The following is a 21,009-nucleotide window of genomic DNA, read 5'->3' as shown; positions in this document are numbered from 1 at the left end:
GAAGTCCTCCGGGCAGTGGCTGGACGTCTCCCAGGGCTCCCGTACGGCGGGCGCCCATGTTCAGCAGTGGACCTGCAACGGCCAGCAGCCGCAGCTCTGGCGGCTGGAACGGGTCTGACACCCGGCGGGTGCCCGCCCCGGCAGGGGGCGGGCACCCGGCGTCCTGCCCCGTCAGCCGGCGTCCGGCCCCTCGATCGCGGCGGGGCGCAGCTGGGCCTCCCGGATGCGGGCGATGTCCAGCTTGGTGCCCCGGTCGAAGCGGTAGACGCCGTTCTGCTCCTGGAAGACGTCGGTCAGCTGGGTGTAGCAGTACCCGAACATGTGCGGGTCCTCCAGCAGCGCACCGGTCAGACCGGCGAAGCGCTCGTGGAACTCGCCCTCGGTGCGCACCCGGTCGCCGTACCCCCAGGAGACCGTGCGGTCGCTGCCCGACTGCTCGGCTGCGGCCTCCGGGTCCCACCAGATCCCGCCGAACTCGCTGACGAAGTACGGCTGCCCCCGGTACGGCTGCGAGTAGGCGGCGCCGTTCTCGTAGGCGTTGACGAAGGGCTTCCCCTCGGCGAGTCCGGAGACCAGCCGGCGGAACGCGGCCGGGTCCTGCTCGTAGGTGTGGGAGTCGTAGATGTCGGTCTCCAGGACCCGGTGGGAGTAGCCGGAGGCGTCGATCACCGGCCGGGAGGTGTCCATGGCCTTGGTGGCGAGGAACATCGCCCGGGTCACGTCGTCGAGCTGGGTGATCCGGTCGTGGAGCTTCTGGTACGTCTCGTTCAGCGGGCACCAGCCGATGATCGAGGGGTGGGAGTAGTCGCGTTCCACGGCTTCGAGCCACTGGGCGACGAAGGACGCGTCGGGCCGCTGGTTGCCGCCGGAGGAGCCGCCGACCTCGCAGCCCCAGTCGCCGAACTCGCCCCAGACCAGGTAGCCGAGCCGGTCGGCGTGGTAGAGGAAGCGCTCCTCGAACACCTTCTGGTGCAGCCGGGCCCCGTTGAAACCGGCCTCCATGGCCAGTTCGATGTCACGGACCAGGGCCTCGTCGGTGGGGGCGGTCATCAGGCCGTCCGGGTACCAGCCCTGGTCCAGGACGAGGCGCTGGAAGCGGGGGCGGCCGTTGAGGAGCACGGCCCTGCCCCGGATGCCGACGGCTCGCAGGCCCGCGTAGCTCTCGACGGAGTCGGTCACCTCGCCGTCCGCGCCGAGGAGTTCGAGGCACAGCCCGTACAGGAAGGGGTCCTCGGGGCTCCACTCGCGGCGCCGGTCCTGCGGAATGGACAGGTGCAGGCGGGGCGCGAGGTCGAGGTCGGCGCGGCCCACTGCGCGGCAGACCTCGCCCGCGTCGTCGCTGAGGACGGCGCGTACACGGTGGCCGGGCCGGTTGGCGGCCAGGGGCAGTTCGAGGGAGAAGGCGCCGCCGGCCAGGTCGGGGGTGATGCGGGGGCGGCGCAGATGGGTCTCGGGGACCGGCTCTGCCCAGACGGTCTGCCAGATGCCGGTCGTGCGGGTGTAGTTGCAGTCGTGGTTGGCGTACTGGGTCGCCTGCTTGCCGCGGGCCTGCGGGCCGGACTTCGGGTCGCGGGCGCGCACGGTGATCTCCACCTCGCGGCCGGCCGGGGCGAGGTCGCCGAGGTCGGCGGTGAAGGGGGTGAAGCCGCCCCGGTGGCGTACGACTTCGGTGCCGTCCACCCAGACGGTGGTGTCGTGGTCGACGGCGCCGAAGTGCAGCAGCACCCGGCGGCCGGCCCACTCGGCTGGCGGGGTGAACCGCCGCCGGTACCAGACGGCCTCCAGGAAGTCGGTGTCGCCGACGCCGGACAGTTCGGACTCGGGGGCGAAGGGTACGAGGATCTCGCCGGTGAGGTCGCGGTCGAGGAGACCCCGTTCGATTCCGCTGTCCCCCTGGTCGGTCTCGAACTGCCAGGTCCCGTTGAGGTTGAGCCAGTCGCGACGTACGAACTGCGGTCGCGGGTACTCCGGACGGGGGACGGAGGGGGTGTGCACAGGTACTCCAGTCGGATCGTGGTGGCGGCCGGCCGGGAGACCGGCGCCGGAACAGGGACAGTCGGTGGGGTCAGCCGCCGCCGAGGCCGGTGGTGGCCACGGAGTTGACGATCCGCCGCTGGAAGAGGAGGAACATCACGATCAGCGGGAGCGCGGCCAGCAGCGCGGACGCCATGGACTGGGCGTACTGGATGCCGTAGGCGTCCTTGACGGTGGCGAGGCCGACCGGGAGCGTCATGAGGTCCGGGTCGTTGGTGACGACGAAGGGCCACATAAAGTTGTTCCACGCCCCGATGAAGACGAAGATCGCGACGGCGGCGACGATCGGGCGGGACAGCGGCAGCACGATCGACCGGAAGACCCGCAGCTCGGAGGCGCCGTCGATGCGGGCGGCGTCCTCCAGTTCGCGGGGTATCCCGTCGAAGAAGCGCTTCAGGATGAAGACCATCATGGGGGCCACCACCTGCGGCAGGATGACCGCCGCGTAGGTGTCGACCAGGTGGAACATCGTCATCTGCTCGAAGAGCGGCACGATCAGCAGCTGCGGCGGGACCATGATCGCGGCGACGGTGACGGCGAGGAGGGTCCGCCGCCCGCGGAAGGTGCCGCGCGAGAACCCGTACGCGGCGAGCGTCGAGACGGCCGTGGTGAGCAGGGTGACCAGGACGGCGATCAGCACACTGTTGAAGGCCCAGGTCGGCACGTTCCCGCGGTCCAGGATCTGCCGGTAGGAGGAGAGCGTGAAGGCTCCCTTGAACGGCGACAGGCCCGACTTCATCACGTCCTGCTCGCTCTGCAGCGAGGTGGCGACGGCCCACAGGAAGGGCAGCAGCCAGGCGACGGCGAGGACGGTCAGCGCGGTCCCTGCGAGTACGCGGGGCAGCCGTCCGTGGCCGAGCAGCAGGGGCGAGCCGGACTCCTCGCGGCGTGGCCGGCGCGGCCGGCGCACGGGGGTGGAGATGGCGGACACGGTCAGCCCTCCTGACGGAAGAAGCGGAGTTGCATGACGGACACGACGATGACGATGGCGAAGAAGATGTAGCTGACCGCCGAGGCGTAGCCCAGCCGGTATCCGGTGAACCCGACGTCGTAGACGTACTCCAGGATCGGGCGGGTGGAGCCGTTCGGGCCGCCCTTGGTGAGGATGTAGATCTGGTCGAACACCTTGAGCGAGGCGAGTACTTGGAGCATGGCGACCAGAACGGTGGTGTGGCGCAGCTGCGGCAGGGTGACGGACCACAGCCGCCGCCAGGCGCCGGCGCCGTCGAGCGCGGCGGCCTCGTCGTAGGTGACGGGCAGGGACTGCAGGGCCGCGAGGTAGAGCAGGAAGTTGAATCCGACCGTCCACCAGACGGTGAGGGCCGCGACGGACCACATCGCCACCGATTCGTCGGAGAGCCAGCCGACGGGTTCCATGCCGAGCGAGGTCAGCAGTTGGTTGCCGAGGCCGATGTCGGGCTGGTAGAGCCACGTCCAGATGAGCGTGACGACGGTGACGGGCAGCAGGTAGGGGGCGAAGTAGGCGAGCCGCCACACCCATTGGCCTGCCAGTCCGCTGTGCACCAGCAGCGCCATGGCCAGGGCGACCAGGACGAGCGGCACGCAGGAGATGACGGTGAAGAAGACGGTGTTGCCGAGGCTGCTCCAGACGTCCGGGTCGCCGAGCGCCTCGGTGTAGTTGGCGAAGCCGACGAACTCGGTGTCGCGCAGGCTCAGGGAGGCGTCGGTGAGGCTCATCCAGAGGCCCTGGACGACGGGCCAGACCAGGAAGAGTCCGAAGAGGACCAGGAACGGCAGGACGAACAGCCCGCCGCCCCGGGTCAGGGAGCGGCGGCGCCGGGGCGCGGCCGGTGTGGCGCAGGGGGGCTGCTGCGGTGGCGCCGCGGCTCCGGCGGGCGCGGTGGTGGTCACGATGCGGCTCCTTCGGCTGTCGTCAGGCGACCGGGTTGGGCTGGCGCAGCAGGGTGTCCGCTTCACGGACCATCTGCCGTACCGCCTTTTCGGCGGAGGTGTTGCCCAGCAGCGCCGACTGGAGCGGCTGGCACATGCGGTTCTGGAAGTTGCCGCCGGCTCCGGCGAACCAGTTCGGCGGGTCGAGTACGGCGATCTCGCCCGCGGCCGCGTAGGACGACTGGGGGTCGAGCTTCGCGTACTCGGGGCGGGCCTGCACCGGCAGGTAGGCCGGAATGTGGCCCGCGCTCGCCCAGGTCAGGCTCTGTTTGACGATCTCGGCGATGTAGCGGTGGGCCTCGCGGCGCCGGGCGGGGCCGGGGTCGTCCTGGTGCGGCAGCACGAAGCTGTGCGAGTCGGCGTAGACGGCCGGGCGCGCGAAGACCTGCGGGAAGGGGGCCGCTCCCAGATGCTTGATGCCGGACTTCCGGAACGTCGGCAGCTCCCACTCCCCCGCCATGATCATGCCGCCGCGGCCGTCCATGAAGGCGGCCATCGCGCCGTTGTAGTCGAGGTTGTCGGGGTTCGTGCGGCCGTCGAAGAGCTGCTTCATGAAGGTCACGACCTTCACCGCGGCGTCGATGTCGATCTTCGGCGGGCCGCCGTCGGGCAGGGTGAAGGAGGCCCCGGTCTGGGCGTACAGCGCCGCGAACTGGCGCCAGCTCTGGGCGGTGTCGGTGACGTGTCCGAACAGGACGCCGGACTTGCCGGTGATCTCGGCGAGCTTCTTCCCGGCGTCCAGGAACGCTTCGGGCGAGCCCATCGGGGCCAGGTGGCCGGACGAGTCGAGCAAACCGGCCTTGTCGGCGGCGTCCTTGTCGTAGAAGACGATGAAGGGGTGGACGTCCAGCGGGATCGCGTACACCGTGTCCCGGTGCTGGGCGCGCTTCCACACGGCGGGGGCGAAGTCCTTCTCGCCCACGCCGAATTCGGCGAGGAGATCCAGGTCGAGCGGGTCGAGCAGACCGCCGGGGGCGTATCCGGCCAGCCGTGACAGGTGCAGCACGGCGACGTCGGAGGCCCGGCCGCCGGCCGCCGACATGGCGAGTTTCGTGTAGTACGACGGGCCCCAGTCCAGGATCGTGCGGTCCACGTCGAAACCTTCGGATCCCCGCGAGACGGCCGCGATCATCTCGTCCATCAGCATGCCGTCGCCGCCCTGGAAGAGGTCCCATACCTTCAGCGCGGATGCCTCACCGGCGCGGGCCGGCGAGGAGCAGCCGGTCAACGGCCCCGCCGCCAGCAGCGCGGCCGCTCCGGCCGTCCCGTAGCGCAGCAGCCCGCGGCGGCCGATGCCGGGCGACCTGTCCGGGTCCCAGGCGCCGGGCAGCCCGTGGGCGGGAGGTGCAGAGTTCATCACTGACCTTTCGACGGCCGGACGACGTGCCCGGCCGACGGCAGGCGCCATCGGCACGGCAGCCGTCGGCCGCCCGCGCACATCGGGGTGATCCGCGCCGGTCTCCCGGTGCGGTGACCTGTTTTTACATCGATGTACATTGGCTGTAAAGAGCTGGGTCATCACCTGTGCCGGATGCGCGCCCCGTCCGTCGCTCCCCAGCCGTCCCCGGCCCGTCGGAGGACACCACATAGACTCGGCGCGGACCGAGGGCGGGAGGTTGCGGGTGGCACGGCCGAGGATCAAGGACGTCGCACGGCACGCGGGGGTGTCGGAGAAGACGGTCTCCAACGTGCTCAACGACTACGTGCACGTGTCCGACCGGACGCGGCGGGTGGTGCAGGAGGCCATCGACCACCTCGGCTACCGCATCAACCTCGCCGGACGCCATCTGCGCAGCGGTCGCACCGGCATCATCGCCCTGGTGGTGCCCGAACTCGACGTCCCGTACTTCGCCGAGCTGGCCCGCCACGTCGTCCGGGAGGCCGAAAAGCGCTCCCTGACCGTGCTGATCCACCAGTCGGGCGGCGACCGTGAACGGGAGAGGGCGGCGCTGGCCGGCTTCGGCTCGGACTTCGTGGACGGCGTCATCCTCAGCCCGCTCGCCCTCGCGCCCGAGGACCTGCGCGCCCACACCGGGCCGCCGCCGACCGTCCTGCTGGGCGAACTCCTCAACGAGGGCGCGGACCATGTGGCGATCGACAACGAACGCGCCGCCCGCGAGGCCACCGAGCACCTGCTCGCGCTGGGCCGCCGGCACATCCTCACCGTCGGCGGCCGGGACGACGGCCGCGTCGGCACCGCCCAGGCCCGCACCCGCGGCTTCCGCCTCGCGCTGGCCGGGGCGGGCGTGCCGTACGATCCGGCGTCCCTGCTGCCGGTGGAGGCGTTCCACATGAGCGACGGGGCCGACGCGGTGTGCAGGGTGCTGGCCGAAGGGGTCCGGCCGGACGCCCTGCTCTGCCTCAACGACCAGCTGGCGCTGGGCGCGTTGCGCGCGCTGCACGGTTACGGGGCGCGGGTGCCCGAGGACGTGGCGGTGATCGGTTTCGACGACGTGGAGGGCGGCCGTTTCAGCGTGCCGTCCCTGAGCACGGTCGCCCCGGACAAGGAGGCGGTGGCCCGGGTCGCGGTGGACCTGCTCCTGCGCCGCGTCGACGAGGCCACGCGCCCGGACGATGCCGGCCCGCCCTCCACGGTGTGCCCGCAGGACCGCGTCGTGGCGCACCGGCTCGTTCTGCGCGAGAGCACGGAGGGGGTGGTGGGGGGCGGCGGGGTGTGGTGAGGGGCGGTGCGGGCCGAGCGCCCGGGGTTGGGCTCGAGGACGGCCGCCGGGCCGTTGTCCGGGCCGGCGGCCGTCCGGCGCAGGGGATGAGGCGGCGCTCAGCCGTTCTGCGGGAATCCGAGGTCGAGGCCGCCGTGGCTGGGGTCGGCCCAGCGGGAGGTGACGACCTTCCCGCGGGTGAAGAAGTGCACCCCCTCGCTGCCGTGCGCGTGGGTGTCCCCGAACAGGCTGTTCTTCCAGCCGCCGAAGGAGAAGTACGAGACGGGCACGGGAATCGGCACGTTGATGCCGACCATGCCGACCTCGACCTCGTTCTGGAACCGCCGGGCCGCTCCGCCGTCGTTGGTGTAGATCGCCGTGCCGTTGCCGTACGGGTTGGCGTTGATGAGCGCCAGGCCCTCGTCGTAGGACGGCACGCGGACCACGCTGAGCACGGGGCCGAAGATCTCGTCGGTGTACACCGGCATCTCGGCACCGACGTGGTCGAAGAGCGTCGGAGCCAGGAAGAAGCCGTCCCCTTCGGCGTCGAACGCGCCGTCGCGGCCGTCCACGAGGAGGGTCGCGCCGGCCCTGACGCCTGCGTCGAGGTAGGAGGCGACCTTGTCCCGGTGCTCCCGGGTGACCAGGGGGCCCATGTCGCAGCCACGCGTGCCGTCCCCCGTGCGCAGTCGGCGCATCCGCTCGACGATCCTGGCCACGAGTGCGTCGGCGACCGGTTCCACGGCGACGAGCACGGAGATCGCCATGCACCGCTCTCCGGCGGAACCGAATCCCGCGTTGACGGCGGCGTCCGCGGCGAGGTCCAGGTCGGCGTCGGGCAGCACCAGCATGTGGTTCTTCGCGCCGCCCAGGGCCTGGACCCGCTTGCCGTGGGCGGTCGCCGTCTCGTAGACGTACTTCGCGATGGGCGTCGAGCCGACGAACGAGACGGCCTTGACGTCGTCGTGGTGGAGCAGCGCGTCCACGGCCTCCTTGTCGCCGTTGACGACCTGGAGCACGCCGTCGGGCAGGCCGGCCTCCTTCCACAGGGCGGCCAGCGCCAGGGCGGCGCTGGGGTCCTTCTCGCTGGGCTTGAGCACCACCGCGTTGCCGCAGGCCAGAGCGATGGGGACGAACCACATCGGCACCATGGCGGGGAAGTTGAACGGTGAGATGACCGCGACGACGCCGAGGCTCTGCCGGACGGAGTGGACGTCCAGCCGTGTCGAGGCGTTCTCGGAGTAGTCCCCCTTGAGCAGGTGCGGAATGCCGCAGGCGAACTCGGCGACCTCAAGGCCCCGGGTGACCTCGCCGAGGGCGTCCGACAGCACCTTTCCGTGCTCGGCGGTGATCAGCGAGGCGATCTCCCCCTTGCGCGCGTTGAGCAGTTCACGGAAGGTGAAGAGCACCCGCACCCGCTTGGCGAGGGACTGCGCCCGCCACTCCCGCCAGGCCGCCTCCGCCGAGGCGACGGCGGTGGCGACGAGCTCGGCCGATGCGAGGTCCACCGTCGCGGTCCGCTCTCCGGTGGCGGGGTTGTGGACCGGGCTGGTGCGTCCGGCCGGTCCGTCCCAGGGACGGCCGTCGATGAAATGGGTGATGCGCGTCGGCACGCTCACGGCGGGCTCCTTCTGCGATGTGGTCAAGGCTGCTTCCTGCTGTGCGGGGCGGGTGCGCCGTCCTGGTCCTGTCCGGCCGCGGGGGCGAGCAACGGCCGCTGTGCCTCTTTGTGTCCGGCGTAGGAGGTGTAGGCGGCCCGCGTGGAGTCGAGCCCGGAGACCTCGCTGACGGGGACGTCCCACCAGCTGTCGCTTTCGGGGGCGCAGACGTGCGGATCGGTCTCGACGTGGATCACGAAGGGGCCGCCGTCGGCCGGCCACGCCTTGGCCTGCGCGATGGCCGCCTCCAGTTCACCGCGGGAGTGCACCTCGACGACGTGGGCGCCGAGGCTGCGGGCGTTGCCGGCGAGGTCGGTGGGCAGGTTCGGGCCGTCCAGGCGTCCGTCGGCGGAGCGGTAGCGGTAGCGGGTGCCGAACCGCTGGGAGCCGAGCGATTCCGACAGCGAACCGATCGAGTGGAAACCGTTGTTCTGGACGAGTACGACGACGACCTTGATCCGTTCCTGGACGGCCGTGGCCAGTTCGGTCGGCATCATGAGGTAGCCGCCGTCGCCGACCAGGGCGAAGACGTCCCGGGTGTCGTCGGCGAGCCGGACGCCGAGTGCGGCGGGGATCTCGTAACCCATGCAGGAGTAGCCGTACTCGACGTGGTAAGCCTTGCGGTCGCGGACGCGCCACAGCTTGTGCAGGTCGCCGGGGATGGAGCCGGCCGCGCACAGGACGACGTCGCGGGGGTCGCTGAGTTCGTTGACGCGGCCGAGCACGGTCGCCTGGGTGAGGACTCCCTCGGGGAGCCGGCCGGTCACCTCGGGGGGCGGGTTGTAGGCGGCCTCGACCCGCTCGTTCCAGCCGTGCCACAGCTCGCTCTGCCGCTCCTCGTAGGCCGGGTCGACGCGGTGGCCGCGCAGGGCGGCGGTGAGTGCGGTGAGCGCCTCACGGGCGTCGGCCACGACGGAGAGACCGGCGTGTTTCCCCGCGTCGAAGCCGGCGACGTTGATGTTGACGAAGCGGACTCCGGCGTCCTGGAAGGCGGTTCGCGAGGCGGTGGTGAAGTCGGTCCAGCGCGTGCCGACGCCGATGACGACGTCGGCGTCCCGGGCGAGGGCGTTCGCCGCGGTGGTGCCGGTGGAGCCGATGCCGCCCATCTGCCGCGGGTGCCCGTGGGGCAGCGAGCCCTTGCCGCCCTGGGTCTCGCCGACCGGGATGCCGGACGCCTCGGCGAGCGCGGTCAGCGCCGCCTCCGCGCCGGAGTGGTGCACGCCGCCCCCGGCGACGATCAGCGGGCGCCGGGCCCGGCGTACGAGGTCGGCCGCGGCCGCGAGGCGGGCGGGTTCGGCCGGTGGTCTGGCGATGTGCCAGGTGCGGGCGTGGAACAGCTCGACGGGCCAGTCGTACGCCTCGGCCTGGACGTCCTGCGGCAGGGCGATGGTCACCGCGCCGGTCTCGGCGGGATCGGTGAGCACCCGCATGGCCCCCAGGAGCGCCGAGGGGAGCTGTTCGGGGCGGACGACCCGGTCGAAGAACCGCGACAGGGGCCGGAAGGCGTCGTTGACGGTGATGTCCGCGGCGCAGGGGTGTTCGAGTTCCTGGAGTACGGGTGCGCTGGGGCGGGTGGCGAAGGTGTCGGAGGGCAGCAGCAGCACCGGGAGCCGGTTGATGGTGGCCAGTGCCGCGCCGGTGAGCATATTCGTGGAGCCGGGGCCGACCGATGCGGTGCAGGCCCAGGTCCGCAGGCGGTCCTCCTGGCGGGCGTAGGCGACCGCGGTGTGGACCATGGCCTGTTCGTTGCGGGCCAGGATGTAGGGGAGGTCGGGGTGGCCGTCCGCTTCGTGTTCGTGTTCCAGGAGCGCCTGGCCGATGCCCGCGACGTTGCCGTGGCCGAAGATGCCGAGGACGCCCGCGAAGAGCCGCCTGCGCCGCCCGTCGCGCTCGGACCACTGGGCGGCGAGGAACCTGACGGTCGCCTGCGACACCGTGAGCCGCACGGTCGCGGACTGTGCGGTGTTCATGCGGTGCCTCCTGGGGTGGCGGTGTTCATGCGGCGCCTCCTGGGGTGGCGGTGTTCATGCGGCGCCTCCTGGGGTGGCGGTGTTCATGCGGCGCCTCCTGGGGTGCGGGGAGCGGGCCGGTCGTCGAAGGGCTGGTGCGGCCAGGTCTCGCGGACCCAGGCGTGAGCGGGGTCGTCGCTGATGAGCCAGGCACGCTCGGGGCCGGGGCCGGCCATGACGTTGAGGTAGTACAGGTGGGCGTCGGGCGCGGCCATCGCCGGTCCGTGCCAGCCGTGGGGCACCAGTACGACGTCGCCGGTGCGCACTTCGGCCAGTACGTCGATGGGCCGGCCGGCGTCCGAGGTGTAGACGCGCTGGTAGCCGAAGGGATCGGTGCAGCGGGCGTCGGTGGGCCGGGTCTCGAAGTAGTAGATCTCCTCCAGCTCGCTCTCCTCGCCCGGCCGCGCGGTGTCGTGCTTGTGGGGCGGCCACGAACTCCAGTTGCCGGCCGGTGTGACGACCTCGCAGGCGATGATCGCGTCGGCGTCGAGCACCTCGGGGGTGCCGAAGTTGCGTACCCGCCGGGAGGCCGAACCGGCCCCGCGCCGTTCGACCGGGACCTCGGCCGCGGCCAGGTGCCGGAAGGCATGGCCGCCGGGCGAGCCCTGTCCGGTGTCCCCCGTCACCCGTGCTCCTGCCAGCGCGATACGGGCCGGGCCGGACGAGGCACGCAGGGTGATCCGCGACCGTGCGGGCACGTAGGCGGTGTCGGTGGGTCCGGCGAACGCGTCGGGCCGGCCGGTGAGTTCCGCCTCGTGCGTGCGTGCGTCGGCCGTCACAGCGGTGACGTGCACGCCGCCCGACAGCGGGACGACGATGTGCTCCCAGTCCCCGGCGTCCAGCACCCGGCTCTCGCCGGCGGCCAGGGTCGTCACACGGAGGCTGGTGTGCTGCCAGTCCGGACCGGTGGCGACGACAGCGGTCTGCCATCCGTCGGCGGTGGCCGTGCCCAGGGGGCGCACCCATCGGGTGTGGTCGCTCATGTGGTGCTCCCGTGGACGATTCCGGCCGCGATGTCGACGGCGGCGGCGACGTCGCCGTCCGGCGGGTAGAGCAGGGCGCGCCCTGCGACCAGTCCCCGCGTCGCCGGGAGCGACATCGCTGTCGCCCAGGACGCGTAGGTGTCGTGCGGATCGCCCTGCGGGTCACCGCCGAGCAGCAGGGTGGGCAGGGTCGTCGCGTCCAGGACGCGCTCCAGTTCGTCGACGACCGGCAGTTTCAGCCAGGTGTAGGCGCTGCTCGCGCCGAGTCCGCTCGCGATGTGGATCGACCGCATGACGCTGTCGGGGTCGAGGAGGTTGCGGGCGCGGCCCTCCTCGCGGACGGTGAGGAAGGGCTCGATCATGGCCATGAGGCTGTGTTCGGCGAGGCTGGTGACGGCCTCGGCGGTCGCCTGGAGGGTGGCCGCGGTGCCGGCGTCCTCCAGGCAGATCCGGGTGAGCGTCTTGCCGCCCTCCAGGCCCTGCGCGGCGATCGCCTCGGTGGTGTAGGCGGTGAACCGGTCGTCGAACTCGAAGGACGCGCCCTGGAGACCGCCCCGGTTCATCGATCCGATGGCGACCCGGTCCTCCAGGGCTCCCATCAGCAGCAGGTCGTCGAGCAGGTCGGGGGTGCCGAGCACGCCGTCCACTCCGGGGCGCGACAGCGCGGTCGCCAGGCGGTCGAGCAGCGCGCTGCGGCTCGCCATGGCCGACTCGTCGCCGCGTGCGCCCAGGGCTCCGCGGGCGGGGTGGTCGGCCGCGACGATGAGCAGGCGGCCGTCCTCGCCGGTCAGCGGGCGGCGGGAGCGCTTCTGCCAGGAGCGTTCGATGCGGCCGGGTTCGCGGGCCCGGATCTCGGTCAGGTGTGCGGCGTCCATCACGTGGTCCCTTCGGCGTGGGCCAGCGACCGGGACTCAAGGACGGCCTGTACCTCGGCCGTGGTCGGCATGGCGGTGGAACAGGCCAGGCGGGAGGCGACGATGGCGCCCGCGATGTTGGCGAATTCGATGACGCGGCGCAGGTCCCAGCCGCTGAGCAGGCCGTGGACGAGCGCGCCTCCGAACGCGTCGCCCGCGCCGAGGCCGTTGACGACCTCGACGGGGAACGGCTCGACCCGCACCCGTTCGTCCGGGGTGGCGGCCAGGACACCGGCGGGGCCCATTTTGACGACGGCGAGTTCCAGGCCGCGTTCGAGCAGGGCGTCGGCCGCCCGGTCCGGGTCCGTCTCGCCGACGGCGACCTCGCACTCCTCCCGGTTTCCGACGGCGACGGTGACGTGGTCGAGGGCGCGGCCGGCCTGGTGGCGGGCTTCATCGGCCCCGGCCCAGAACATCGGCCGGTAGTCGAGGTCGAGGACCGTGCGGGTACGCCGGCCGCGGGTCTGCCAGGCGGCGAAGTGGGCGGACCGGCTGGGCTCGGCGGACAGGCCGGTGCCGGTGGCCCAGAAGACGGCCGCTTCGCGGATATCCTCCAGCGGCAGTGTGGCGGGATCGATCATGAGGTCGGGCGCGGCGGCGTACCGGTAGAAGTAGAGCGGGAAGTCGTCGGGTGGGAAGACCTCGCAGAAGGTGACCGGGGTGGGCGGTCCGTCCGGTGTCGTGAGGGGTGTGATGTACGTGGCGTCCACGCCGAGGCGGGTGGCCTCCTGCTGGACGTAGCGGCCGAAGGGGTCACGGCCGACCCGGGTGATCAGGGCGGCGTCGCGGCCGTGGCGGGCCGCGGCGACGGCGACGTTCGTGGCGCTTCCGCCGAGGAACTTCTCGAACGTGCGCACCTGTTCGAGGCCGACGCCGTGGTCGAGCGGGTAGATGTCGACGCCGGTCCTTCCGATGGCGACGAGCTCGTGGGCCATGGGTCAGCCCTCCACGGCGTCTGCGGCGGGTCCGTTGCCGGGGGCGAGGGAGCGCAGGTGTGCGACCGAGGCGAGGACGTCGTCCAGGGGGTCGGCGCCGCCGTCCTCGCCGGGTGCGGCCCGAAGGATGGTGTCCTGTTCGAGCACGTACCACCCGGCGTATCCGTCCGCCTCCAGCAGCCGGACGATTCCGGCGATGTCGACGTCGCCGGCGCCCAGGGGGACGTACATGCCCTCGGCGACGGCCTGGGTGTACGTCGTGCGGCCGGCCCTCACACGGTCGGCGAGGTCGAGGCGTACGTCCTTGAGGTGCACGTGGGCGATGCGGCCGGGCAGGCGGGCGGCGAGGGCGAGGGGGTCGCCGCCGCCGATGAGCAGGTGGCCGGTGTCCAGGCAGAGTCCGATGCCCGATCCGTCGAGTACCCGCTGTGTCTCCTCGCCCGATTCGATCATCGTCCCCACGTGGGGGTGCAGGGTCGCCAGGACGCCCGCACCGGCCGCGGCGGCGGAGATCCGGTCGAGGTTGGCGAGGAGGACGGACCACCCCGCCGCGTCGAGCGCCGGCCGGTCGTCGTAGCCGTCGGCCCCGGTCGCCGCCGCGACGACGACCGTGCGGGCGTCGGCTGCCAGGAGACCGGTCAGCGCTGCCTCGACCTCGGGGAGAGGATCGTGGCCCGGGTCGTGGAGGACGACCGGTACGAACTGGCCGACGGCGCGCAGGCCGTGGGAGGCGAGTGTCGCGGCCTTGGCGGCGGGGGCGTCGGGCAGGAACCCCTCCGGCCCGAACTCGGTGGCCGTGAGTCCGGCCTCGCGCATCTGCCGCAGGACCAGGTCCGGGGCGAGCTGGTGTCCCCAGCCCGGGACCTCGCAGACGCCCCAGGAGATGGGTGCTCCCGCGATGCGCTGGGTGAGGGGTGCGGTCACGGCCTGCCTCCCTGGGCGACGTGTACGGCGTGGGCCAAGCTCATCGGCATGCCGTGCCTCTTCTCTGTCTGTCGTCGGTGTGCCGGTGCGGGTGCCCGGCTCTCGTGATCGAGCCTGCCCTCTCCCGTAGCGACTGTCAACCTATTGTCCTGACATACTGACTGATGGGTTTCTGGTTGTCCGCCGGGGTTCGGCTGCCGCCGAAACGGCCCGGCGACCGCGTACGGCGATGTGCGCGGCGTCCTTCAGTCGACCTCGTCCTGCAACAGCGTCACCTCGGTGATCCCCTCACGGTCGGAGAGGCGGGGCACCAGCTCGTCCTGCACCCCGTTGCCGGACAACTCCAGCAGGACGCCCACCTGGACGGGGACCGCGTCCGTCGGCGGGCAGCCGGCCGTCCGCAGCCCGGCCACGTGGAATCCCGCCCCCGTGCACTCCCGGACGATGTCGCGCAGCAGTCCGCGCCCGTCCAGGTAACTGACGCGCAGCAGCACCGACTCCGTGGGCGAGCGCGGCAACTGCCGTGCGAGCGCCGGGAAGGCGAACGCCACCAGGAGGTAGGCCCCGGTCACGGCGGCGGCCAGCACCAGCAGCCCCGCACCGGCCGCCGCGCCGATGGACGCCGCCAGCCACACGCTGGCCGCCGTCGTCAGACCGCGCACCGCGTCCCTGCGTACGAAGATCAGTCCGCCACCGATGAAGCCGATGCCGGACACGATCTGTGCGGCGACCCGCGAGGGGTCCAGCGCCACGCCGGGCAGCCCCAGCATGTCGGCGAAGCCGTACTTCGACACCAGCATGAACAGCGCCGATCCGAGGCCGACCAGCACATGGGTGCGCAGGCCCGCCGATTTCTGCCGGTACTCGCGCTCCAGCCCGACGACGGCACACAGCGCGAACGCCACCGCCAGGTGTGCGAGTGAGGTCCCGTCGTGGTTCACCGCGCCACCGCCCCGGCCGCCGACCGGACGGCCGCAAGCCGGGCCAGTACGGCGTCGTGGACCAGGCCGTTGCTCGCCACCATCGTGTCGTCGCCGGGCTGCCAGCCGCGGCCCTCCCAGGTGGTGGCCACTCCCCCCGCCTCCCGCACCAGGAGCGCCCCGGCCGCCCAGTCCCACGGCCCGTCGCCGCGTTCCCAGTAGGCGTCGAGCAGCCCGGACGACACGTAGCTCAGGTCCAGGCCGGCCACGCCGAACCGGCGGATGTCGCGCACCCGCAGCACGAGGTCGGAGAACTCGGCCAGGTTGTTGTCGGCGTTGACCATGCGGTCGCCGGGGAAGCCGGTGGAGAGCACCGCGCGTTCCAGCAGCCGCTCCCCGCCGACGCGCAGCCTGCGCCGCCCGCACCACGCCCCGTGCCCGGCCGATGCCAGGTACAGCCGCCGGTTCGCCACGTCGGCGACGACCGCCGTCTCCAGCCTCCGGCCGTCCCAGAACGCCAGGTTGCAGGCGACCATGGGGATTCCGCGGAAGTAGTTGGTGGTGCCGTCGACCGGGTCGACGAACCAGGTCGGGCGGTCGCGGTCGAAGGGCACCAGACCGTCCCCCTCCTCCCCCACGATCGCGTCCCCGGGGAAGTGGGTGGCGAGCCGGTCGCGGATCAGGCGCTCCACCCGCCGGTCGGTGCTCGTCTGGATGTCCGCCACCGACGCCTTCAGGCGGACCCGCAGCGGGCGGGTGGACGTTCTGATCATCGTGGCCGCCTCGCGGACGATGCGGATCGCGGCCGACAGCCTCTCGTCGCGTCTCATGTCTCCTCTTTCGGGTTCGGCGCGCGTGCGGGGCGACCGGGGGCCAGCCGCAGCCCCGGCCGGGCCAGCAGCACCGGGCCGGCGAACCGCGCCGCCGCCGCGGCCAGTGACCGGCCGGCGTCCTCCCACGGACGCAGATGGGTCACCGCCAGCAGGCCGGCACCGGCCGCTGCGGCCAGCTCTCCGGTCTGCCGGGCGGTGAGATGGTGCGGAGGCGGTCCGGTGTCGTCGCCGTCCCAGCCGTGCGGTGGCGCGCCGGGCGCGTCGCCGGGGCCCAGCGCCGCTTCGGCCAGCAGCAGCCCGCTGCCACGGGCCAGGTCCACGAGCCCGCGGCACGGCCCGGAGTCGCCGGTGTACGTCAGCGACCTTCCGCCGGCCTCGACCCGCACGGCGTACGTCTCCACCGAGTGGCGGACGGGCTCCAGGCGGAGCCGGAACGGCCCGCACTCCAGCTCGCCGGGGCGGGCGTCCTCGAAGGCCAGCGGCGACGAGCGGCCCACCCTTGTCCGGGTCCCGGCCGGTGCGATCACCCGGGTCGGCACGGCGCGGGCGGTCACCTTGTCCTGGGCGTACGCCAGCGCCGCCAGGTCCGCCGAGTGGTCGCCGTGCCGATGGCTGACGACGACGGTGTCGATCGACTCCGGCCGGGCGTACGTGAGCAGAGTGCCGAACGCGCCCGTGCCGAGGTCGAGCAGCAGCCGGTGTCCGCGGTGCTCGACCAGGTAGCCCGAGCACGGGTTGCCCGGTCCCGGCACCGAACCCGAGGAACCGAGGACGGTGACGATCACCGCCCGGCACCTTCGGTGATGTGCTCGACGAGGTCGGCCACCGCGCCGAGCCCGCACGGCCCGACCACGATGTCCGCGGCGGCACGGACCTCCTTGTGCCCGTCGCCGACCGCCGCGCCCAGGCCGGCCGCCCGCACCATGGCGGTGTCGTTGGGGTTGTCACCGATGGCCGCGACGCGGTCCATCGGCAGGCCCGCCCGCTCGGCGAGCCGGCGTACCGCCACTTCCTTGCCTGCGTTGCCCGGCAGGATCTCCAGATAGGTGTCCTCCGACTGGAGGAGCCTGGCCGCCGGGCAGTGCCGGGCGGCGAGCCGGGCCAGCGGGCCGAGGCCGGGCCGGTCGGCGATCAGCATCACCTTCGTCGGTGCCTGCCGTACGGGGTCCTCGCGCAGTTCGATCCGGTCGCGTCCGGCGTACGCGGCCAGCGAGGGGGCTTCCCGCAGGATGTGGGCGTCCCCGCCGGAGAAGGCCACCGCGCCGACGCCTTCGGGGAGTTCGGGGAGCAGGTTCTCGTACAGGGCGTGCCATGAGGTGCCCAGGTCCAGGTCGAGCAGCCGGCTCCCGGACAGCGGATCGACGACGCGGGCGCCGTTGTAGACGATCAGCGGGGTGCTCAGGCCGAGTTCCTGGTGGTAGCGGCCCGCGGACACCTCGTTGCGGCCGGTGGCGATGACCACGGTGCCGCCCATGTCCTGGTAGTGCCGCAGCGCTTCGGCGCTGCGGGGCACGATCCGCAGGTCGCGGTCGACCAGCGTGCCGTCGAGGTCGGTGACGATCCACGCGTAGCGCAGCTGCGCCGCGGGCGGCGTCATGAGGTGCTCCTCGCGGGCAGGCGGGTGAGATACCAGTCCACGAACTCCCGTACGGCGACCGGTTCGAGGCTCGCCCCGTGCGCGAGGTAGCCGGGCTGGTCCCAGCCGCCCTCCCCGGCGAATGCCTGGTAGACGCCGCCGGAGCGCTGCACCAGCACCCGGGCGGCGCAGATGTCCCAGGCGTTGACGGATGTGCCCAGGGCCGCGTCGCACCAGCCGGCCGCGACGTGGGCCAGGGTCAGCGCGGCGCTTCCGGTGCGGCGCACGGTCCCGTAGCGGGCGACGAGTTCACCGAACCTGGGCAGCGTCTGCGGATCGTTCCACGCCAGTTCCCGGGTGGTGGGGAAGCCGGTGATGAGCAGACCGCGGGCCTCCTCGCGCACCCCACCGGGGCGCAGCGGCTCGCCGCCGAGGTAGGCACCGGTGGCGTCGGCGGTGAAGACGTGTCCGGCCACCGGGTCGACGATCGCGCCCGCCACGGGTTCGCCGTCGACCGTGACGCCGATGGAGGTGCAGAAGAAGGCCAGTCCGCGCGCGAAGTTGGCGGTTCCGTCGATGGGGTCGACGTACCAGGCGATGCGGCCGCTGCCGTCCCGGCGGCCGCCCTCCTCGCCGACGACCGTGCTGTCCGGCACCCGCTTGAGCAGCAGTTCGCGGATCCGCTCCTCGGCGCGCCTGTCGTGCACGGTGACGGGGTCGTGCTCGTCGCGTTTGAAGTCGACCTCCATGGCGTCGCGGAAGGCCGCGACCAGGTCGGGGGCGACGGCCAGTGCCGCCTCGGTGGCCACCTCGCGCAGCCGCACCGACAGCTCGTCCGTTCCGCTCATGCCGCGGCCTCCTGTCCGGCGGTGCGCCCCGCGTCGTGGTGGGCCAGTGCGGCCCGCAGCAGGTCGAGCAGTTCCCCGCCGTCGGCGACCTCGGCGTCCGGTTGCGGACGGGCCTTCGGGTCGCGGCGTTCGGCCGGGCGCATCAGGATCGTCGCGCCGGCTCCGGCGCGCATCCCGCACACCACGTCGCGGTCGTAGTTGTCGCCGACGTACCAGCAGTCGGCGGGGTCGACCGACAGGGCGCGGGCGGCCAGGTGGATCATCTCGGGGTCGGGTTTGCGCCGCCCGGTCTCGTCGGAGTACACCTGCACGTCGAGCAGGGGGTGGGTGCCGAAGCGGCGGGCGAGGTCGCGGTTGAGCGAGCCGACGAGGGTGTTGGACACGATGCCCGTGCGCACGCCGTGTTCGCGGGCGAGCCGCAGCGTCTCCAGCATCCCCGGGGCCACCGTCTTGTCGCTCTCGGCGAGGATCAGCTCGCGGCACAGCCAGGTCGCCTCCGCGCCGACCAGAGCGCGTGCCGCGGGTGGCCAGTCGGCGGCTATGAAGTCCTCCCACAGTTCGCGGTGGCCGATCTCGCGGGGTGCGGGGGTGCGGGCGTGCCCGTTCTTCCAGGTGCGGTAGGCGGCCTTGCCGGCCTCGATGTCGGACAGCACGCAGTCGCGGCCGAGGCCGGCCGAGGGGCCGATCAGCGCGTGCACGCGGGCGGCGAAGGCGGCCGTCCGCTCGGGGTGCTTGACGGATCGCATCAGCACACCGCCGTGGTCCAGCAGTAGCGCCCGCGGGGGGCGGAGCGTCGTCACGGGGTCTCCCATCGGGTGGTTCGGTGATCGGGAAGGGTGCGCGGCGCACGGCCGGCCGGCCCGCGCCCCCGGCCCGTGCCGGCGGCCGTCATCGGGCCTGCGGGGCCGCTGCCCCGAGGAGCAGTGCGCGCAGTCCGTCCGGGTCGGCGACGACGGCGTCGGGTTCGGCCTGGACGACGTAGGGGCGGTCGTAGGTGCCGCGGGCTTCCATCAGGACGGTGGCGCCGGCCCCGGCGCGCCTGCCGCACAGCACGTCGCGGTCGTAGTTGTCGCCGACGTACCAGCAGCCGGCCGGGTCGGTGTTCAGCGCGCGGGCGGCGATGCGGATCATCTCGGGGTTGGGTTTGCGGACGGCGACCTCGTCGCTGTAGACCTGCACCGCCACCCGCTTGTCGAGGCCGTGCTCGGCCATGTAGTCGCGGTGCACCGATCCGGCGAGGGCGTTGGAGACGATGGCGACGGCGATGCCGAGGTCGTCGCAGGTGTCGAGGAGTTCGGACATGCCCGAGCGGGTGGCGCGGTCCTGCTTGAGTTCGCCGAGCCGGTGGCACAGCGGATCGGCGTGCGCGGTCACCCAGGCGAGCGCCGCGGGCGGCCAGTCCGCGGCGACGAATTCGCTCCAGTAGCGCTGGTGGGTCATCTCCTCGGGCGCCGCCGGCCGGCTCATCGCGTTCTTCCAGTGCGAGTCGGCGGCGGAGCCCGCCTTGAGGTCCGCCTCGATGTGGTCGACGCTCAGTGCGTGGCAGCCCGCCGCGCTGAGCGCGGTGTGCAGTTCGGTGGCGAGTTCGTGCGCCCAGGTGGGCCGGTTGGTCGTGGCCACGACCACCCCGCCGAAGTCGAGCAGGAGGGCTGTGGGGCGGGTCAGCTGGCCCATGTGGCGGTGTTCTCCTTCGTGAGCGCGGCGTCGGCCGCTTCGTCGGGCAGCCGGTCTCCCGACGCGTCGAACAGGTGCAGGTCGCTCGTGCGGACAGCGCAGCGCACGGCCGAACCAGGGGCGGCGCATACGTCGGCGTACGAGACGAGGTACAGCTCGGTGTCCTCGGCGCGCACCAGTACGGTCCAGCTGGACCCGGTGGGCAGCGCGGTCTTCACGGTGGCGTCGAAGACGAAGACCCCCGCGGGCGGCTGGTCTCCGTCGTCGAGGAGCCGCAGGTTCTCAGGGCGGGCGCCGATGGTGGCCAGCCGGTCGGTGAGGTCGGGCCGTTCGGCCAGGACCCGGTCGCGGGCGGTCTCCGTGAACGCGTCGCCGCCGGTCTCGAAGAGGTTCATCGGGGGGCTGCCGACGAAGCGGGCCACGAAGGTGTTGGCCGGCCGGTTGTAGACCTCCATCGGCGGGGCCATCTGCTGGACGAGCCCCTTGTTCATCACCACGACGTGGGTGGCCATGGTCATGGCCTCCAGCTGGTCGTGCGTGACGAAGACGATGGTGTGGCCGGTCTCGTCGTGGATGCGCTTGAGTTCGGCCCGCATGTCCAGCCGCAGCTGGGCGTCGAGGTTGGAGAGCGGCTCGTCGAGCAGCAGTACGTTCGGGTTGACGGCGAGCATGCGGGCGAGGGACACGCGCTGCTGCTGGCCGCCGGAGAGCTGGGCGGGGTAGCGGTCGGCGGCCCACTCGATCTGCATCATCTTCAGCGCGGCGGCGGCGCGTTCGGCGCGCTCGGCCGCTTTGACCTTGCGGACCCGCAGCCCGAACTCGACGTTCTTGGCGACCGTCAGGTGGGGCCAGAGCGCGTAGTTCTGGAAGACGAGGCCCATGCCGCGCTTCTCCGGCGGGACGAAGACGCCGTCGATGGTGGAGTCCATGATGCGGCCGCCGACGGTGATCGTGCCGGCGTTGAGCGACTCCAGCCCGGAGATCATGCGCAGCGTGGTGGTCTTCCCGCACCCTGAGGGGCCGAGCAGGCACGTGAACGAGCCGTCGGGGATCTCCAGGTCCAGGTTGTCGACCGCGGGCGGCCCGGAGCCGTAGCTCTTGCGCACCGCCGAGAGTGTGATGGTCGGCAT

At 72.5% G+C, this 21,009-nt stretch carries 20 protein-coding genes; 2 read left to right on the top strand and 18 right to left on the bottom strand.

Annotation, left to right across the window (positions count from 1 at the left end; genetic code table 11):
* Positions 1-118: RICIN domain-containing protein (locus E6R18_RS11060; RefSeq protein WP_136316692.1), on the top strand; the 118-nt coding region annotated here is incomplete at its 5' end.
* Between the two features lie 53 nt (positions 119-171).
* On the opposite strand, the gene E6R18_RS11055 is transcribed toward E6R18_RS11060, so the two are convergent.
* From E6R18_RS11055 to E6R18_RS11040, 4 genes are all read right to left on the bottom strand, one after another.
* Positions 172-1,995, bottom strand: coding sequence for a sugar-binding domain-containing protein (locus E6R18_RS11055; RefSeq protein ID WP_136316691.1), 1,824 nt, complete (start codon positions 1,993-1,995; stop codon positions 172-174).
* Between the two features lie 70 nt (positions 1,996-2,065).
* Positions 2,066-2,965 (bottom strand): carbohydrate ABC transporter permease, encoded by a 900-nt coding sequence (locus tag E6R18_RS11050; RefSeq protein ID WP_136316690.1) that lies wholly within the window; start codon positions 2,963-2,965, stop codon positions 2,066-2,068.
* Between the two features lie 2 nt (positions 2,966-2,967).
* A complete protein-coding gene (locus tag E6R18_RS11045; RefSeq protein ID WP_136316689.1) occupies positions 2,968-3,906 on the bottom strand; it encodes a sugar ABC transporter permease in 939 nt (312 codons plus the stop codon).
* Between the two features lie 22 nt (positions 3,907-3,928).
* Positions 3,929-5,302, bottom strand: coding sequence for an extracellular solute-binding protein (locus E6R18_RS11040; RefSeq protein WP_168712321.1), 1,374 nt, complete (start codon positions 5,300-5,302; stop codon positions 3,929-3,931).
* Between the two features lie 265 nt (positions 5,303-5,567).
* Between E6R18_RS11040 and E6R18_RS11035 the strand changes: the two genes are divergently transcribed.
* The gene (locus E6R18_RS11035; protein WP_136316688.1) at positions 5,568-6,626 is read left to right on the top strand and encodes a LacI family DNA-binding transcriptional regulator; all 1,059 of its coding nucleotides are present in this window, start codon (positions 5,568-5,570) and stop codon (positions 6,624-6,626) included.
* A gap of 98 nt (positions 6,627-6,724) precedes the next feature.
* Here the strand turns inward: E6R18_RS11035 and E6R18_RS11030 are convergent, their stop codons facing one another.
* The 14 genes from E6R18_RS11030 to E6R18_RS10965 form a co-directional block, all read right to left on the bottom strand.
* Positions 6,725-8,218 carry a CoA-acylating methylmalonate-semialdehyde dehydrogenase gene (locus tag E6R18_RS11030; RefSeq protein ID WP_136316704.1) on the bottom strand — a complete coding sequence of 498 codons (1,494 nt, stop codon included), beginning with the start codon at positions 8,216-8,218 and terminating at the stop codon, positions 6,725-6,727.
* A 29-nt stretch (positions 8,219-8,247) separates the two neighbouring features.
* Complete coding sequence (iolD, locus tag E6R18_RS11025; protein ID WP_136316687.1) at positions 8,248-10,233, bottom strand: 3D-(3,5/4)-trihydroxycyclohexane-1,2-dione acylhydrolase (decyclizing); 1,986 nt, start codon at positions 10,231-10,233, stop codon at positions 8,248-8,250.
* Positions 10,234-10,316: 83 nt separating this feature from the next.
* The gene (gene iolB, locus E6R18_RS11020; protein WP_136316686.1) at positions 10,317-11,255 is read right to left on the bottom strand and encodes a 5-deoxy-glucuronate isomerase; all 939 of its coding nucleotides are present in this window, start codon (positions 11,253-11,255) and stop codon (positions 10,317-10,319) included.
* Positions 11,252-12,130, bottom strand: a complete 879-nt coding sequence (locus E6R18_RS11015; protein ID WP_136316685.1) for a deoxyribose-phosphate aldolase — start codon at positions 12,128-12,130, stop codon at positions 11,252-11,254. The genes iolB and E6R18_RS11015 overlap by 4 nt, the downstream gene beginning before the upstream one ends.
* On the bottom strand, positions 12,130-13,104 hold the full coding sequence (gene iolC / locus E6R18_RS11010) for a 5-dehydro-2-deoxygluconokinase (RefSeq protein ID WP_136316684.1): 975 nt from the start codon (positions 13,102-13,104) through the stop codon (positions 12,130-12,132). Before iolC ends, E6R18_RS11015 begins: the two co-directional genes overlap by 1 nt.
* 3 nt (positions 13,105-13,107) lie before the next feature.
* Positions 13,108-14,028, bottom strand: coding sequence for a TIM barrel protein (locus E6R18_RS11005; RefSeq protein ID WP_136316683.1), 921 nt, complete (start codon positions 14,026-14,028; stop codon positions 13,108-13,110).
* Between the two features lie 245 nt (positions 14,029-14,273).
* Positions 14,274-14,969, bottom strand: a complete 696-nt coding sequence (locus E6R18_RS11000; RefSeq protein WP_136316682.1) for an MgtC/SapB family protein — start codon at positions 14,967-14,969, stop codon at positions 14,274-14,276.
* A complete protein-coding gene (locus E6R18_RS10995) occupies positions 14,966-15,778 on the bottom strand; it encodes an inositol monophosphatase family protein (protein WP_136316681.1) in 813 nt (270 codons plus the stop codon). The genes E6R18_RS11000 and E6R18_RS10995 overlap by 4 nt, the downstream gene beginning before the upstream one ends.
* Complete coding sequence (locus E6R18_RS10990; RefSeq protein ID WP_136316680.1) at positions 15,775-16,566, bottom strand: MBL fold metallo-hydrolase; 792 nt, start codon at positions 16,564-16,566, stop codon at positions 15,775-15,777. The genes E6R18_RS10995 and E6R18_RS10990 overlap by 4 nt, the downstream gene beginning before the upstream one ends.
* Positions 16,563-17,378 carry an HAD family hydrolase gene (locus E6R18_RS10985; RefSeq protein WP_136316679.1) on the bottom strand — a complete coding sequence of 272 codons (816 nt, stop codon included), beginning with the start codon at positions 17,376-17,378 and terminating at the stop codon, positions 16,563-16,565. Before E6R18_RS10985 ends, E6R18_RS10990 begins: the two co-directional genes overlap by 4 nt.
* Complete coding sequence (locus E6R18_RS10980; protein ID WP_136316678.1) at positions 17,375-18,205, bottom strand: inositol monophosphatase family protein; 831 nt, start codon at positions 18,203-18,205, stop codon at positions 17,375-17,377. The genes E6R18_RS10985 and E6R18_RS10980 overlap by 4 nt, the downstream gene beginning before the upstream one ends.
* Positions 18,202-19,005 (bottom strand): HAD family hydrolase, encoded by an 804-nt coding sequence (locus tag E6R18_RS10975; protein WP_136316677.1) that lies wholly within the window; start codon positions 19,003-19,005, stop codon positions 18,202-18,204. Before E6R18_RS10975 ends, E6R18_RS10980 begins: the two co-directional genes overlap by 4 nt.
* An 88-nt stretch (positions 19,006-19,093) precedes the next feature.
* Positions 19,094-19,879 (bottom strand): HAD-IA family hydrolase, encoded by a 786-nt coding sequence (locus E6R18_RS10970; RefSeq protein WP_136316676.1) that lies wholly within the window; start codon positions 19,877-19,879, stop codon positions 19,094-19,096.
* A complete protein-coding gene (locus E6R18_RS10965) occupies positions 19,867-21,009 on the bottom strand; it encodes an ABC transporter ATP-binding protein (RefSeq protein ID WP_136316675.1) in 1,143 nt (380 codons plus the stop codon). The genes E6R18_RS10970 and E6R18_RS10965 overlap by 13 nt, the downstream gene beginning before the upstream one ends.

This window comes from Streptomyces sp. A1277 (assembly GCF_004795015.1).
Classification (GTDB): Bacteria; Actinomycetota; Actinomycetes; order Streptomycetales; family Streptomycetaceae; genus Streptomyces.
The sequence above is the reverse complement of the archived record's forward strand: the minus strand, read 5'-3'. Positions and strand labels throughout refer to the sequence as shown.